Annotated in this window: 9 protein-coding genes; 4 read left to right on the forward strand and 5 right to left on the reverse strand. The window is 69.3% G+C overall.

What is annotated here, in order from left to right:
- Positions 1–60 precede the first annotated feature (60 nt).
- Entirely contained in the window at positions 61–1578 is a 1518-nt protein-coding gene (gene dop, locus AC1DWR_RS04945; RefSeq protein ID WP_477612919.1) for a depupylase/deamidase Dop, read from the reverse strand.
- A gap of 153 nt (positions 1579–1731) precedes the next feature.
- Here dop and AC1DWR_RS04950 point away from each other — a divergent pair, with 153 nt between their 5' ends.
- From AC1DWR_RS04950 to AC1DWR_RS04960, 3 genes are all read left to right on the forward strand, one after another.
- The gene (locus AC1DWR_RS04950; protein ID WP_477612918.1) at positions 1732–2721 is read left to right on the forward strand and encodes a ribose-phosphate diphosphokinase; all 990 of its coding nucleotides are present in this window, start codon (positions 1732–1734) and stop codon (positions 2719–2721) included.
- Entirely contained in the window at positions 2714–3145 is a 432-nt protein-coding gene (locus AC1DWR_RS04955) for a DUF3054 domain-containing protein (RefSeq protein WP_477623775.1), read from the forward strand. Before AC1DWR_RS04950 ends, AC1DWR_RS04955 begins: the two co-directional genes overlap by 8 nt.
- Positions 3146–3231: 86 nt before the next feature.
- Positions 3232–5904 (forward strand): AMP-binding protein, encoded by a 2673-nt coding sequence (locus tag AC1DWR_RS04960; RefSeq protein ID WP_477623776.1) that lies wholly within the window; start codon positions 3232–3234, stop codon positions 5902–5904.
- Here the strand turns inward: AC1DWR_RS04960 and AC1DWR_RS04965 are convergent.
- From AC1DWR_RS04965 to AC1DWR_RS04980, 4 genes are all read right to left on the reverse strand, one after another.
- Positions 5831–6679, reverse strand: a complete 849-nt coding sequence (locus AC1DWR_RS04965; RefSeq protein WP_477623777.1) for a sterol desaturase family protein — start codon at positions 6677–6679, stop codon at positions 5831–5833. The two genes, AC1DWR_RS04960 and AC1DWR_RS04965, sit on opposite strands and share 74 nt — an antisense overlap.
- Before the next feature lie 54 nt (positions 6680–6733).
- Positions 6734–8473: a proteasome ATPase gene (arc, locus tag AC1DWR_RS04970; protein WP_477612914.1), complete on the reverse strand. Its 1740-nt coding sequence runs from the start codon at positions 8471–8473 to the stop codon at positions 6734–6736.
- A 93-nt stretch (positions 8474–8566) separates the two neighbouring features.
- A complete protein-coding gene (locus AC1DWR_RS04975) occupies positions 8567–9613 on the reverse strand; it encodes a tRNA (adenine-N1)-methyltransferase (protein WP_477612913.1) in 1047 nt (348 codons plus the stop codon).
- A gap of 11 nt (positions 9614–9624) precedes the next feature.
- Entirely contained in the window at positions 9625–10737 is a 1113-nt protein-coding gene (locus tag AC1DWR_RS04980; protein ID WP_477612912.1) for a site-2 protease family protein, read from the reverse strand.
- A 59-nt stretch (positions 10738–10796) separates the two neighbouring features.
- Here AC1DWR_RS04980 and metH point away from each other — a divergent pair, with 59 nt between their 5' ends.
- Entirely contained in the window at positions 10797–14594 is a 3798-nt protein-coding gene (metH, locus tag AC1DWR_RS04985; protein WP_477623778.1) for a methionine synthase, read from the forward strand.
- Positions 14595–14619: the final 25 nt, after the last annotated feature.

The raw sequence follows: 14619 nt of genomic DNA on the forward strand, positions 1-14619 counted from the left end.
CTCTCACTCGTGATTCTCGAAGCTCGCGGACGAGCCGCTGCACATGAACCTAGTCCGAACCTATCCCGATGCGGACGCCAACTCACGCAAGAGGGTGGCCGCGTCCGGACTGCGGTCAAGGAGCGGACCGACGGTCGCCTTGGTGCCCCGCAACGGTTCGAGCATCGGGACCCGCTGGAGTGAGGTCTGTCCCGGGATGTCGAAGATGACCGAGTCCCAGGACGCGGCCGCGATCTGGTCGGGGTACTTCTCCAGGCACTTCCCGCGGAAGTAGGCCCGGGTGTCGACCGGCGGCTCGTGGACGGCATCGAGGACGACGTCCTCGGTGACCAGCTCCTCGAACCTTCCGGCGGCCCGGAGCTTGTGGAAGATCCCCTTGTCGGGGCGCACGTCGGACCACTGGATGTCGATGGCTCGCAGTCGGGAGTCGGTCCAGTCGAGGCCGTCGCGGTCGATGTAGCCCTGCAGCACCTGCTGCTTGGCCACCCAGTCCAGCTCGCGAGCGGCCTCACGCGGATCACGCTCGAGTCGGTCCAGCACGAGCGCCCACCACCGCATCACCTCGGCGGTGTCGCTGTCGAGCTCACCGGCATACCTGTCCTTCAGGTAGCGCTCCGCGAGGTCGTGGTAGCGCCAGAGCAGCTGCACCGCGGTGAGCTTGGTGCCGTCCCGCAGCTCGATCATGGCCGTGCAGGTCGGATCGTGGCTCACGGCCTGCAGGGTCGCGACGGGGCGCGCCACCGTGAGGTCGACGTCGATGGCGCGGTCCTCGATCATGGCCAGCACCAGCGACGTCGTGCCGAGCTTGAGCAGGTTGGCGACGTCGCAGTGGTTGGCGTCCCCGATGATCACGTGCAGGCGGCGGTAGAGGTCGGCCACCGCGTGCGGCTCGTCGCGGGTGTTGATGATCGGCCTCTTGAGCGTGGTCTCCAGACCCACCTCGACCTCGAAGAAGTCGCTGCGCTGGCTCAGCTGGTAGCCGGCGGTGCGCGAGTCCTGGCCGATGCCCACCCTGCCGGAGCCGGTGATGACCTGACGTGCCACGAAGAACGGCACGAGGTGCCGGACGATGTCGGTGAACGGGGTCTCGCGACGCATGAGGTAGTTCTCGTGCGTGCCGTAGGACTGGCCCTTGCCGTCGGTGTTGTTCTTGTACAGGTTCACCCCGGGAGGGAACTGGGAGAGCCGGCGGACCGACTCGGCCATGATCGCCTCGCCGGCCCGGTCGAAGGCGACCGCGGCCCGGGGAGAGGTCACCTCGGGCGAGGAGTACTCGGGGTGGGCGTGGTCGACGTAGAGCCGAGCGCCGTTGGTCAGCACCACGTTGGCGAGGGTGGGATCCTCCTCGTCCGTGAGCTGGCTCGCATCGGCGACGCCGCGTCCCATCTCGAACCCCCGTGCGTCCCGCAGCGGCGCCTCGTCGGCGTAGTCCCACGACGCGTGGGCGGCCCTGATCCCCTGGGCCGACGCGTAGGCGTTGACCACCTGTCCCGAGAGGATCATCGGGTTGGCGGCCGGGTCCCCGGGCACCGAGATGCCGTACTCGGTCTCGACCCCCATCACCCTGCGGACCGTCATACCTGGCTCACGCTCATGGACTCACCCTAGGCGAGACCCGCCGGACCAGCCCTGCTGCCACGGGGATGCCGCCTGCGCGCGCCACAGCGCGCCCAGGAGGGTTAGGCTCGCACCAAGACCTCATTGCCGGACACCCAGCCACCAGGAGTGCCATTGCGCGACATCGTGGTCTTCAGCGGGAACGCGCACCGCGCCCTGGCCCAACGCATCTGCGAGGCCCTCGGGGTGCGGCTGTCCCCTGCCGAGATCAAGCGGTTCAGCAACGACTGCCTCCAGGCGCAGCTGCTCGCGAACTGCCGCCAGCGCGACGTCTACATCGTGCAGCCGCTGGTGCCCCCGACGCAGGAGCACCTCATGGAGCTGCTCCTGATGATCGACGCGGCCCGGGGAGCCTCGGCCGCCCAGATCACCGCGGTCATCCCCCACTACGCCTACGCCCGCTCCGACAAGAAGGACGCTTCCCGGATCTCGCTCGGGGGTCGCCTCGTCGCCGACATGCTGGTGGCGGCAGGCGTGGACCGGGTCCTGACGATGACCCTGCACGCACCGCAGGTGCACGGCTTCTTCTCGGTGCCCGTGGACCACCTCACGGCGATCGGCGTGCTGGCCGACCACTTCCGGGGGGCGAACCTCGAGAACTCGGTGGTGGTCTCCCCCGACCTCGGCAACGCCAAGACGGCCACCCAGTTCGCGCGACTCCTGGGACTCCCGGTCGCAGCCGGGTCGAAGCAACGCCTCGCGGACGACCGGGTCATCATCGACTCGATCGTCGGTGACGTCGCCGGCAAGCGCGCCATCATCCTGGACGACGAGATCGCCACCGGAGGCTCGATCGTCGAGCTGCTGGACCGGCTGGCAGACCTCGGCTGCCCGCGTGCCGACGTCGCCTGCACCCACGGCCTGTTCGCCGGCAAGGCGGTTGAGCGCCTCAGGGAGCACCCGATGGTCGGTGAGGTCGTCACGACCGACACCGTCCCCGCTCCCGGTCACTGGCCCGAGCTGCGGGTCCGCTCGGTCTCGCAGCTGTTCGCGGAGGCGATCAAGCGGATCCACGCCGGCGAGTCGGTGAGCAGCCTGTTCGACGGCGTCGACCCCACCCATGCGCCACCTCAGGCCTCCCTGTTCGACAAGGTCCATGTCTGATCTCGGTGAGGGCCTCGTGAGGGCACCGGGGTCTGCCCGGCTCGCCCTGCTCGTCGACCTGACCTTCGTCCTCCTCTTCGCCACCGTCGGACGGATCAGCCACGCGGAGGGTGTCACCGTCACTGGCGTCCTCGCCGTCGCCTGGCCGTTCGTGGCGGCCCTGCTCGTGGGGTGGGCCATTGCCCACCGGCGTGGCGGCTGGCCGGTCCGGATGCCCGGCTCCACCACGGTCTGGCTGGTCACGGTCGCCCTGGGCCTGGGGCTGCGCGTCGCCACAGGTGGCGGCTTCGCCTGGAGCTTCGGCGTGGTCACCCTGCTCACGCTGGGCCTGTTCCTGATCGGCTGGCGCTGCGCCGTCGAGGTGTTCCGCTTCGTTCAGGAGGGGCTGAACCGCTGGGCCGACAGGGCGGCGGCGCGCCGCTGACCGTCGCGTGAACGCTCCGCCCCTCTCTGTGACGCCACTGTGAACGCCATTTGAGTTTGGTAAGGCTTACCTAATATCATCCCCGCGTGACCGCCGATCTCCTGTCTGCACCACAGCGCCACCGCGTCGACTTCGTCGCGACGCTGGCGGACCGGGGCGAGGCGACCGCGGTCCTCTCCCCCGGCACGACGCTCACCTACGCGGACCTCGCGGACCTCGTGGCCGGCGCCGGTGCCCAGCTGGGCACCGGACGGCGTCTGGTCCTCATTGCCGCCGAGAACTCGGTCGAGGCACTGGTCACCTACCTCGGCGCACTCCACGCCGGACACGTCCCACTGCTGGCCCCCGGCGACCGCCTCCAGCACCTGGACGGACTGATCGAGGCCTACGACCCCGACGTCGTCGCCGGGCGCGGGGACTCCGGGTGGCAGGTGGTCTCGCGTCACGCGGGCGCCGCGCACGACCTGCACGCCGACCTTGCCCTGCTGCTCACGACGAGCGGCTCCACCGGCTCCCCCAAGCTGGTGCGCCTCTCCCACGAGAACCTCGACAGCAACGCCACCGCCATCGCCGAGTCGCTCGGCGTGCGGAGCAGCGACCGGGCCATCACCAGCCTCCCGCTGCACTACTGCTACGGGCTGTCCGTCCTTCACAGCCACCTGAGCGCGGGGGCTGCCGTGGTGCTCACCGACCTGTCCGTCGTCGACCCCTGCTTCTGGACGCTGTTCGACGACGTCGGCGCCACGACCCTGGCCGGCGTCCCCCACAGCTTCGACCTGCTGGACCGCAGCGGTTTCGCCCACCGCGCGCACCCCACCCTGAGGGTGGTCACGCAGGCAGGCGGCCGGCTGCCGTCGGACAGGGTGCGGCGGTATGCCGCCCTCGGTCGGGAGCGGGGCTGGGACCTCTTCGTCATGTACGGGCAGACCGAGGCAACCGCGCGCATGGCCGTGCTGCCCCCTGACCTGCTCGAGACCAGGCCCGAGACGGTCGGACTGCCCGTGCCCGGCGGCTCGTTCCGCCTCGACCCGCTCAGCGACCTCGACTGCGGGCTGGGCGAGCTCGTGTACTCCGGACCCAACGTGATGCTGGGCTATGCCGAGTCCGTGCTGGACCTGTCGCGGGGACGCGAGGTGCACGAGCTGCGCACCGGCGACCTCGCCCGCCTCGGCCCTGACGGCCTAGTCGAGATCGTCGGCCGCCGGAGCCGGTTCGCCAAGGTGGTGGGTCTGCGCATCGACCTCGACCAGGTCGAGCGTGACCTCGCCAATGCCGGCCACGAAGCGCATTGCGTCGACCTCGGCGACGCCGTCGGCGTCCTCGCGACGGCGGTGGGCGCCGGCGCCGAGGTGACGGAGACGGTGACCCGGCGGCACGGCATACCCGCGTCCGGAGTCGTCGTCCTCGACGGGCTGGAGGCTCCGCGCCTCCCCACGGGGAAGCCCGACTATCGCGGCATGGCGGAGCTGATCGGAGCTCACCGGGCTGGCGCGGCCGAGGCCGACGGACTCGCTGGTGGTGCCGCGCGCTCCGCCGAGGAACGAACCGACGCGGTGGTGACCCTCTATCGCGAGCTGCTCGCGGCGCCGCGCGCCGACACGACGACGAGCTTCGTCGACCTCGGCGGCGACTCGCTGTCCTACGTCGAGGTGTCGGTGCGGTTGGAGGCGCTGCTGCACACCCTTCCCGACGGCTGGCACCTGCTGTCCCCCGGCGAGCTGGCCGCGTCGGAGCCTGCCCGCAGGCGTCCTGGCCGGCGGCTGCACACCATCGACACCACCGTCCTGGTGCGAGCCCTCGCCATCCTGCTCATCCTCGCCAACCACACCCACCTGTCGTTCGTGCCCGGTGGCGCCCACACCCTGCTCGCCCTCGTCGGCTACAACGTCGCCCGCTTCCAGCTGACCTCACGCCCGCGCGGCGAACGGGTCCGCGGGATCGGGCGCAGCGTCGCCCGCGTGGTGCTGCCGAGCGCCGCGTGGATCGGGGTCGTCGCGCTCGTGGCCGGGACGTACGACTGGCGCAACGTCCTGATGCTCAACCAGGTGCTCGGCGACTGGGGGCGCTGGTCCGACCACTGGCACTTCTGGTTCATCGAGGCAGTGACGTCGCTGCTCGTCGGCACGGCCGTGCTCATGGCGGTTCCTGCTGTGGACCGGTGGGAGCGGCGGTGGCCCTTCGCCTTCCCCGTCGCGCTCGTGGGCCTGGGCCTGTTGACGAGGTATGCCGTGGTGGTGCCGGACGCCGGGCCCTACCGGGGCGCGAACGCCTACGTGCTCGTCTGGCTGTTTGCGACCGGCTGGGCCGCGGCCCGCGCCTCCACCACCTGGCAGCGGGTCCTCGTGTCCGCCATCCCGGTGCTCACGGTGCCCGGTTTCTGGCCGAGCATGCCCGGGCGCGAGGTGACCATCATCGTCGGGCTGCTCGCGCTCATCTGGTTCCCGACCGCGAGGGTGCCAGGCTTCGTCGGCCGCGCGGCATCGCAGGTCGCGACCGCGTCGCTGTTCGTCTACCTCACCCACTTCGTGGTCTACCCGCGCATCATGGGGACGAGCTCGGTGCTCGCGATGGCCTGCTGCCTCGCGGTCGGGATCGCCTACTGCCGCATGTGGACCTGGCTCGAGGCGAGCGCGCGCCGCGCCCTGCGCTCCCGTCCGGGCCTCAGGACCGGGTTCACGACCGCGTTCACGACCGGGGTGCCCACCCGGGTGGGGCGAAAAGGTAGCCCAGCCGGTCGCACCAGCGACCCGCTGCTCTGACCTGGCGGAACATCAGCGCGAACTCGGCGTACTGCAACCTGAACGGGTTGAACGTCGTGACGGGGTGGGTGAGGCCGTAGGTCGGGCGCTGCTGCTCCTCGCGGAACGTCCCGAAGAGCCGGTCCCAGACGATGAGGATCCCGCCGTAGTTGCGGTCGAGGTACTCGGCATCGCTGGCGTGGTGGACCCGGTGGTGGGAGGGCGTGTTGAAGACGAGCTCGATGGGACGCCACAGCTTGGGGATCGTCTCGGTGTGCACCCAGAACTGGTAGGTCAGGTTGAGCGAGAAGACGAAGAAGATCATCCACGGGGGCAGCCCCAGCAGCGGGAGCGGCACCCAGAACAGCAGCTCGCCCCACGGGTTCCACTTCTGCCGCAGGGCGGTCGTGTAGTTGAAGTGGACGCTGCTGTGGTGGGCCTGGTGCATCGCCCAGAGCACGCGGACCCGGTGGCTGCTGCGGTGGTAGGAGTACCAGAGCAGGTCGACGAGCAGCAGCGCGACGAGCCAGGTCCACCAGTCACGCGGGTCGAGACGCAGGGGCGTCACGGCATACAGGGCGGCGTAGCCCAGCAGGGCCAGCGCCCGCGCCCCGAGGTTGACGACGACCGAGCCGACGCCCATCGACAGGCTCGCCGCCGAGTCCTGCCTGGCGTACCCCACCCGCGGCGCGTCCTCGTCCGTCTCGAGCACCCGCAGTGCGACCAGCTCCAGCACGATGAACAGGACGAAGAACGGCACGGCGAGCAACGCCGGGTCCTCGAGCAGGTGGTCCATGGACCACGATGTTACCCAGAGTAAGTTAGGTCGGGAAGTCCGCTGTGCGCCGCCTCACAGGTACTGGCCGGTGTTGGCCACGTTGTCGATCGAGCGACCCGGCTCGGTGCCGCTCTTGCCGGTGACGAGCGTGCGGATGTAGACGATCCGCTCGCCCTTCTTGCCGGAGATGCGGGCCCAGTCGTCCGGGTTCGTCGTGTTGGGCAGGTCCTCGTTCTCCTTGAACTCGTCCACGCAGCTGGCCAACAGGTGTTCGACGCGGATGCCCTTGGCCCCGACGGTGAGGAAGTCCTTGATGGCCATCTTCTTGGCCCGGTCGACGATGTTCTGGATCATCGCCCCGGAGTTGAAGTCCTTGAAGTAGAGGACCTCCTTGTCGCCATTGGCATACGTCACCTCGAGGAAGCGGTTCTCCTCGATCTCGGAGTACATCCGCTCGACGGCCGCGGTGATCATGGCGTCGACGGTGGCCTGCGGTGACCCACCGTGCTCGGCCAGGTCGTGCTCGTGCAGGGGCAGGTCGGCGACGAGGTACTTGGTGAAGATGTCGCGAGCGCTCTCGGCGTCGGGGCGTTCGATCTTGATCTTCACGTCGAGTCGTCCCGGGCGCAGGATGGCGGGGTCGATCATGTCCTCGCGGTTGGACGCGCCGATCACGATGACGTTCTCGAGCCGCTCGACGCCGTCGATCTCCGACAGCAGCTGCGGCACGATCGTCGTCTCGACGTCCGAGGAGACACCTGACCCACGGGTGCGGAACAGGCTGTCCATCTCGTCGAAGAACACCACCACCGGCGTGCCGTCGGACGCCTTCTCGCGAGCCCGCTGGAAGATGAGCCGGATGTGCCGCTCCGTCTCCCCGACGTACTTGTTGAGGAGCTCGGGGCCCTTGATGTTGAGGAAGAACGACTTGCCGACCGGCTTGCCCTCCTTCTCAGCGACCTTCCGGGCCAGCGACGCGGCGACGGCCTTGGCGATCAGTGTCTTGCCACACCCGGGCGGCCCGTAGAGGAGGACACCCTTGGGAGGCTTGAGCTTGTGCTCGGTGAACAGGTCGGGGTGCAGGTAGGGCAGCTCGACCGCGTCACGGATGGCTTCGATCTGGCCGGCCAGGCCACCGATGTCCTCGTAGGCGATGTCGGGGACCTCTTCGAGGACGAGCTCGGAGACCTCGGCCTTGGGGATCCGCTCGTAGACGAAGCCGGACCGCGGCTCCAGCATGAGCGCGTCGCCGACCCGGATCGGCTCGCCCTCGAGGGAGTCGGCCATCCGGCAGACCCGCTCCTCGTCGGCGTGCGCCACGACGAGCACTCGGCCCTCACCGAGCAGCTCCTTGATCATGACGACCTCACCGATGCGCTCGTAGCCGCACGTGGCGACGACGTTCATCGCCTCGTTGAGGCGGACCTCGCGTCCGCTGGACAGCTCGGCCGGGTCGACCGCCGGGCTGACGGCAACGTGCATCTTGCGTCCGCCCGTGAGGATGTCGACCGTGGCGTCGTCGTAGGACTCGAGGATCACGCCGTAGGCCGCGGGCGGCTGGGCCAACCGGTCCACCTCGGACTTCAGGGTGACGATCTGCTCGCGCGCCTCCTTGAGGGTCCGCACCAGCCGTTCGTTCTGCGAGGACACCGTGGCGAGGTTGGACTGCAGCTGCAGCACCTTGGTCTCGAGCTCGCGGGATCGGACTGGGGCGTCGGACAGCCGCTGGCGCAGCGCCGCAACCTCCTCCGCGAGCAGTTCCGCCTGGCGGCGCTCCTCGGAGTGGCCTGCAGGGGTGCTGTGATCGGTCATGTCGGCTCCCTCAAGACAACGCGGTGGCGATCGAGCTACCGACCGTGCCCTGCCCGCGCCTGGCGCGGCCGATGACACAAACCTAACCCCGAACTACTCGGGTGTCGGGGAGGTTTGAGTCACAGAACGGCGAAGCCGCCGGATCTTCTTGTCTGATGGGACGCGCTCTCCGACGTCCTCGGGGGTGAAGTCGCTCTCGGCACCGAACGCGAGTCCACTCTCGAGGGCGCCTTCCTCGTCCGTGGAGCCCTTTGCCGGACGGCGTTTGCGCAGGGGCGGGGTGACCCCGGGCGCCAGCCGACGGCTGGTGATGAGGAAGCCGGTGTGGCCGTGCATCCGGTGCTGGGGGCGCACCGCGAGACCCTCGAGGTGCCAGCCGCGCACCAGGGACTCCCACGCCTCGGGCTCGGTGTAGCCGCCATGGTCGCGCAGCGCCTCGGCGACCCGGGACAGCTGCGTGGCCGTGGCGACGTAGCAGATGAGGACGCCCCCGGGGGCGAGCGCCTGGGCCACGACCTCGAGACACTCCCAGGGGGCCAGCATGTCCAGGACCACGCGGTCGACGGACCCGGGCTCCTCGACGGACGGCAACGTCTCGACGAGGTCACCCACGGTGACCTGCCACGCGGGGTGGTCGAGCCCGAAGAACGCCCGGGCATTGCCCTTGGCGATGTCGGCGAAGTCCTCACGCCGCTCGAAGGAGTGCACGTGGCCGAGCTCGCCCACTGCCCGCAGCAGCGACATCGACAAGGCACCGGACCCCACGCCGGCCTCGACGACCCGCGCCCCCGGGAAGATGTCGGCCATCGTCACGATCTGGCCGGCATCCTTGGGGTAGACGACGGCAGCCCCGCGTGGCATCGACATGACGTAGTCGGACAGCAGTGGCCGCAGGGCGAGGTACTCGACCCCGGCCGTGTTGCGGACGACGGACCCGTCGGGTGCACCGATGAGGTCGTCGTGGGCCAGCCGTCCGCGGTGGGTGTGGAACTCGCGCCCGGGCTCGAGGGTGATCGTGTGCAACCGGCCCTTCGGGTCGGTCAGCTGGACCCGCTCCCCCTCGGTGAACGTTCCGCGACGCAGCGCAGCGCCGATCGGCGAGGCCGGGGCGGGACTGGTCGGCTCGGGGGCTGTGCTCATGGGCGGGAAGTCTAATTGCGCGACAGTGCCGCGATGACCAGGCGGCCGTGGGCGATGCCGTAGACCTGGCCGTGCCAGGTGAGCACCACGTCCTGGTAGCGGGTCGACTGCATGAGCTCGACCACGGGGAGCGCGTTGGCGTCCGGCGAGACCTCGAGGACGTTCTCCTCGGGGATGCGCATGACCGCGGAGATGAGCGGGGCGGCCGGGTCGAGTCCCACAGGGGTGACGCCGCCCGGCGAGGCGAGGAGCAGGCAGGGAATGCCGCGTGCGTCGGCCGTCACGACGGCGTCAGGATGGTCGATGGCCACCCCCAAGGGGGTCTGCGGGTCGAGGAAGACTGCGTGCTCCATGACCTGCGACACCCGGAGGCCCGCGAACTGGGAGAGAGCTCGCCCGCGGCGGATGGAGTCGGTGGCGCCGGCCCACAGGACCGAGCCCACGACCAGCACCCAGATGGAGTCGAAGCCGACCTGCTGGCCGTCGGTGAGCGGTCGGACGAAGAACCACAGGACGAGCAGGACGGTGAGCACCCTGCCGCACCACCCGGCGACCACGGAACCCTTGCTGCGGTCGCCGGTGGTCTTCCAGACCAGGCTCTCCACGACCTGCCCCCCGTCCAGCGGCATACCCGGGAGGAAGTTCAGCACCGCGAGGGAGCCGTTGATGATCACGAGCCCCGTGAGGAGCGCACTCGTGCGGTCGCCCGTCGTCCCCAGCAGGAGCAGCCACGCCACGACGGCGAGGACCGCGTTCGAGGCAGGGCCGGCGGCCGCGATCGCCGCCAACCTCCCGGGAGTGCTTCGCGCCGCCTCGAAGGACGTGTGCCCGCCCCACAGGTTCGCGACGATGCGGATGACCGGCATTCCGAACATACGGGCGCTCACGGCGTGGGCGGCCTCGTGGACCAGGACGCTGACGAGGAGCAGCAGTGCCTGCGTGATGCCGATGGCGATCCCCGTGCCGACCCGGTCCGGGAAGTAGGGCGTTGCCACGATCGCCACGATCACCAGTGCGATGACGAACCAGCTCGGCGCGAGGTAGACCGGCACACCGCCGACCCTCGCGATCCGCACCCCGTGACCGGACTCCTCTGGTTCCGTCTCGGGAGCCCTGGTCGTCATGGGGTGACCCTACGTGACCGGCCCCGACGTCGATTCCCGCACTGGGCCATACTTGTGCGGTGCCTGACTCCCCCACACTTCGGCCCGATGCCACCGACCAGCTGACGACCGCGCTCACCGAGCGCATCCTCGTCATGGACGGCGCGATGGGGACGATGATCCAGCGCGAGGGGCTCGGCGAGGCCGACTACCGCGGCGAGCGTTTCGCCGACTGGGACAGCGACCTCAAGGGCAACAACGACCTGCTGAGCCTGACCCAGCCGGAGATCATCCGCGGCATCCACACGGCATACCTCGAAGCAGGTGCCGACCTCATCGAGACCAACACCTTCAACGCGCAGCGGATCTCCCTCGCCGACTACGGCATGGAGGACCTCGGCTACGAGATCAACCTCGCCGCCGCGCGCCTCGCGCGCCAGGCGTGCGACGACATGACTGCCAGGACGCCGGACCAGCCGCGCTGGGTGCTCGGGGCACTGGGCCCGACGAACCGCACCGCGTCCATCTCCCCCGACGTCAACGACCCGGGCAAGCGCAACGTCACCTTCGACGAGCTGGTCGAGGCCTACCTCGAACAGGCCCGCGGGCTGGTCGACGGTGGCTCCGACCTGCTGATCGTCGAGACGATCTTCGACACCCTCAACGCCAAGGCCGCCATCTTCGCCCTCGAGACGCTGTTCGAGGAGCACGACCGTCGCTGGCCGGTCATCATCTCCGGCACCATCACCGACGCCTCCGGTCGCACCCTCTCGGGTCAGGTCACCGAGGCCTTCTGGAACTCGGTCCGCCACGCCCGTCCCCTCGCGGTCGGGCTCAACTGCGCCCTCGGCGCTGCCGAGATGCGTCCGTATGCCGCGGAGCTGGCGCGCGTCGCCGACACCTTCGTCTCGTGCTACCCCAACGCCGGGCTGCCCAACGCCTTCGGCGAGTACGACGAGACCCCTGATGCGATGGCGTCGGTGGTCGGTGAGTTCGCGCAGTCCGGGTTGGTCAACCTCCTGGGTGGCTGCTGCGGGACGACCCCCGACCACATCGCCGCCATCGCGAAGGCGGCCAGCGACCAGTCGCCGCGCGTGCCCAGCGAGATCGCCCCCGCCCTGCGCCTGTCCGGGCTCGAGCCCTTGACGGTCACCGAGGAGTCGTTGTTCGTCAACGTCGGGGAGCGGACCAACATCACCGGGTCGGCGCGGTTCCGCAAGCTGATCCAGGCCGAGGACTACGGCACGGCGCTCAACGTGGCGCGACAGCAGGTCGAGTCCGGCGCGCAGGTCATCGACATCAACATGGACGAGGGCATGATCGACGGCGTCGCCGCGATGGACCGCTTCGTCAAGCTCGTCGCGACCGAGCCCGACATCTCGCGGGTGCCCCTGATGGTCGACTCCTCCAAGTGGGAGGTCATCGAGGCCGGGCTCAAGTGCGTCCAGGGCAAGTCGATCGTCAACTCCATCTCGATGAAGGAAGGCGTCGAGCCCTTCATCGAACACGCCCGGCTGTGCCGCAAGTACGGCGCCGCCATCGTCGTGATGGCCTTCGACGAGGACGGCCAGGCAGACTCCCTGCAGCGCCGCAAGGAGATCTGCAAGCGGGCCTACGACATCCTCACGACCGAGGTCGGTTTCCCCGCCGAGGACATCATCTTCGATCCCAACATCTTCGCCGTGGCGACGGGCATCGAGGAGCACGCGGCATACGGCACGGACTTCATCGACGCGACCCGCTGGATCAAGGAGAACCTGCCCGGGGCGCTGGTCTCGGGCGGCGTCTCCAACGTGTCGTTCTCGTTCCGCGGCAACAACGCCGTGCGCGAGGCGATCCACGCCGTGTTCCTCTACCACGCCATCCAGGCGGGCATGGACATGGGAATCGTCAACGCCGGTGCGCTCGTGGTCTACGACCAGGTCGACCCCGAGCTGCGCGAACGCATCGAGGACGTCGTCCTCAACCGGCGGCCCGACTCCACCGAGCGGCTGCTCGAGATCGCCGACAAGTTCAACACCGGCGACACCAAGCAGGAGGCGATCGCCGAGGAATGGCGTTCCCTGCCCGTCGGCGAACGCATCACCTACGCCCTGGTCAAGGGGATCGACGAGCACGCCGAGACCGACACCGAGGAGCTTCGCCAGGAGATCTCGGCCCGCGGCGGTCGTCCGATCGAGGTCATCGAGGGCCCCCTCATGGACGGGATGAACGTCGTCGGCGACCTGTTCGGGGCCGGCAAGATGTTCCTGCCGCAGGTCGTGAAGTCGGCCCGGGTCATGAAGAAGGCCGTGGCCTACCTCATCCCGTTCATCGAGGCCGAGAAGACCGAGGCCGAGGTGGCCGAGAACAGGGCCAAGGGCAAGGTCGTCATGGCCACCGTCAAGGGCGACGTCCACGACATCGGCAAGAACATCGTCGGCGTGGTCCTGCAGTGCAACAACTACGACGTCGTCGACCTCGGCGTCATGGTGCCGGCGCAGAAGATCCTCGATGCTGCCAAGGCCGAGAAGGCCGACGTCATCGGGCTGTCCGGCCTGATCACGCCGAGCCTCGACGAGATGGTCAACTTCGCCACGGAGATGGAGCGCCAGGGGTTCGACCTGCCGCTGCTCATCGGCGGCGCCACCACGTCACGGGCGCACACGGCCGTGAAGGTCGACCAGAAGTACCACGGCCCCGTGGTCTGGGTGAAGGACGCCTCCCGCTCTGTGCCCGTCGTCGCGCAGCTGCTGTCCGACGAGCTGCGCCCCAAGCTGATGGCCGAGGTGAAGGCGGACTTCGACTCGCTGCGCGCCCGCCACGCGGCCAAGACGACCGAGCGGCCGCTCGTGTCCATCGAGAAGGCCCGGGAACAGGCGACCCCGATCGACTGGAGCGGCTACCGGCCGCCGGTGCCGCACCTCGTCGCGGCCCAGGAGAAGGAGCTGCTGCGTCGCCAGTCCGGCACGCGCAACCGCACCGTCACCCAGTTCGTGCGGACCTTCAAGGACTACCCCATCGCCGAGCTGCGCGACTACATCGACTGGGGACCGTTCTTCCTGGCGTGGGAGATGAAGGGCCGGTTCCCGGACATCCTCAACAACCCGGCGACGGGCGAGGCCGCGACCAGGCTCTACCAGGACGCGCAGAAGATGCTCGACCAGATCATCGACCAGAAGTGGCTGCGGGCCAACGGTGTCATCGGACTGTTCCCCGCGAACTCGGTCGGTGACGACATCGAGGTCTACACCGACGAGTCCCGAGAGACGGTGGCCACGACGCTGCACACCCTGCGCCAGCAGGGGCAGCACCGTGAGGGCATCCCCAACCGCGCCATGTCCGACTTCGTGGCGCCGCGGGACACCGGCAGGTCCGACCACGTCGGGGCGTTCGCCGTCACCGCCGGACTCGGCTCGCACGACAAGGTCAACGAGTTCAAGGCTGCGATGGACGACTACAACGCCATCCTGCTCGAAGCACTGGCGGACCGCCTTGCCGAGGCCTTCGCGGAGCGCATGCACGAGCGCGTTCGTCACGACTTCTGGGGCTACGCTCCCGACGAGCACCTGAAGAACCAGGACCTGATCGCCGAGAAGTACGTCGGCATCCGCCCGGCTCCCGGCTACCCGGCCTGCCCCGACCACACCGAGAAGGCCCTGCTCTGGGACCTGCTCCAGGTCGAGCAGAACACCGGCATGGAGCTCACCGAGTCGATGGCGATGTGGCCGGGCGCGTCGGTGTCGGGCTGGTACTTCTCGCACCCGCAGTCGCAGTACTTCGTCGTGGGTCGGCTGGGCCGGGACCAGGTCGAGGACTACGCCAAGCGCAAGGGCTGGACCCTCGCCGAGGCAGAGCGCTGGCTCTCTCCCAACCTCGGCTACCTGCCGGAGGACTGACCGGCCACCAGGCCCCAGTCCCACG

This window comes from Pedococcus sp. P2_E2 (assembly GCF_056403955.1).

Coding starts and splice junctions, on each gene's coding strand:
- AC1DWR_RS04965 (WP_477623777.1), bottom strand. CDS start 6,679: ATGGACCACCTGCTCGAGGACCCGGCGTTGCTCGCCGTGCCGTTCTTC.
- arc (WP_477612914.1), bottom strand. CDS start 8,473: ATGACCGATCACAGCACCCCTGCAGGCCACTCCGAGGAGCGCCGCCAG.
- AC1DWR_RS04980 (WP_477612912.1), bottom strand. CDS start 10,737: ATGACGACCAGGGCTCCCGAGACGGAACCAGAGGAGTCCGGTCACGGG.
- dop (WP_477612919.1), bottom strand. CDS start 1,578: ATGACGGTCCGCAGGGTGATGGGGGTCGAGACCGAGTACGGCATCTCG.
- AC1DWR_RS04975 (WP_477612913.1), bottom strand. CDS start 9,613: ATGAGCACAGCCCCCGAGCCGACCAGTCCCGCCCCGGCCTCGCCGATC.
- AC1DWR_RS04955 (WP_477623775.1), top strand. CDS start 2,714: ATGTCTGATCTCGGTGAGGGCCTCGTGAGGGCACCGGGGTCTGCCCGG.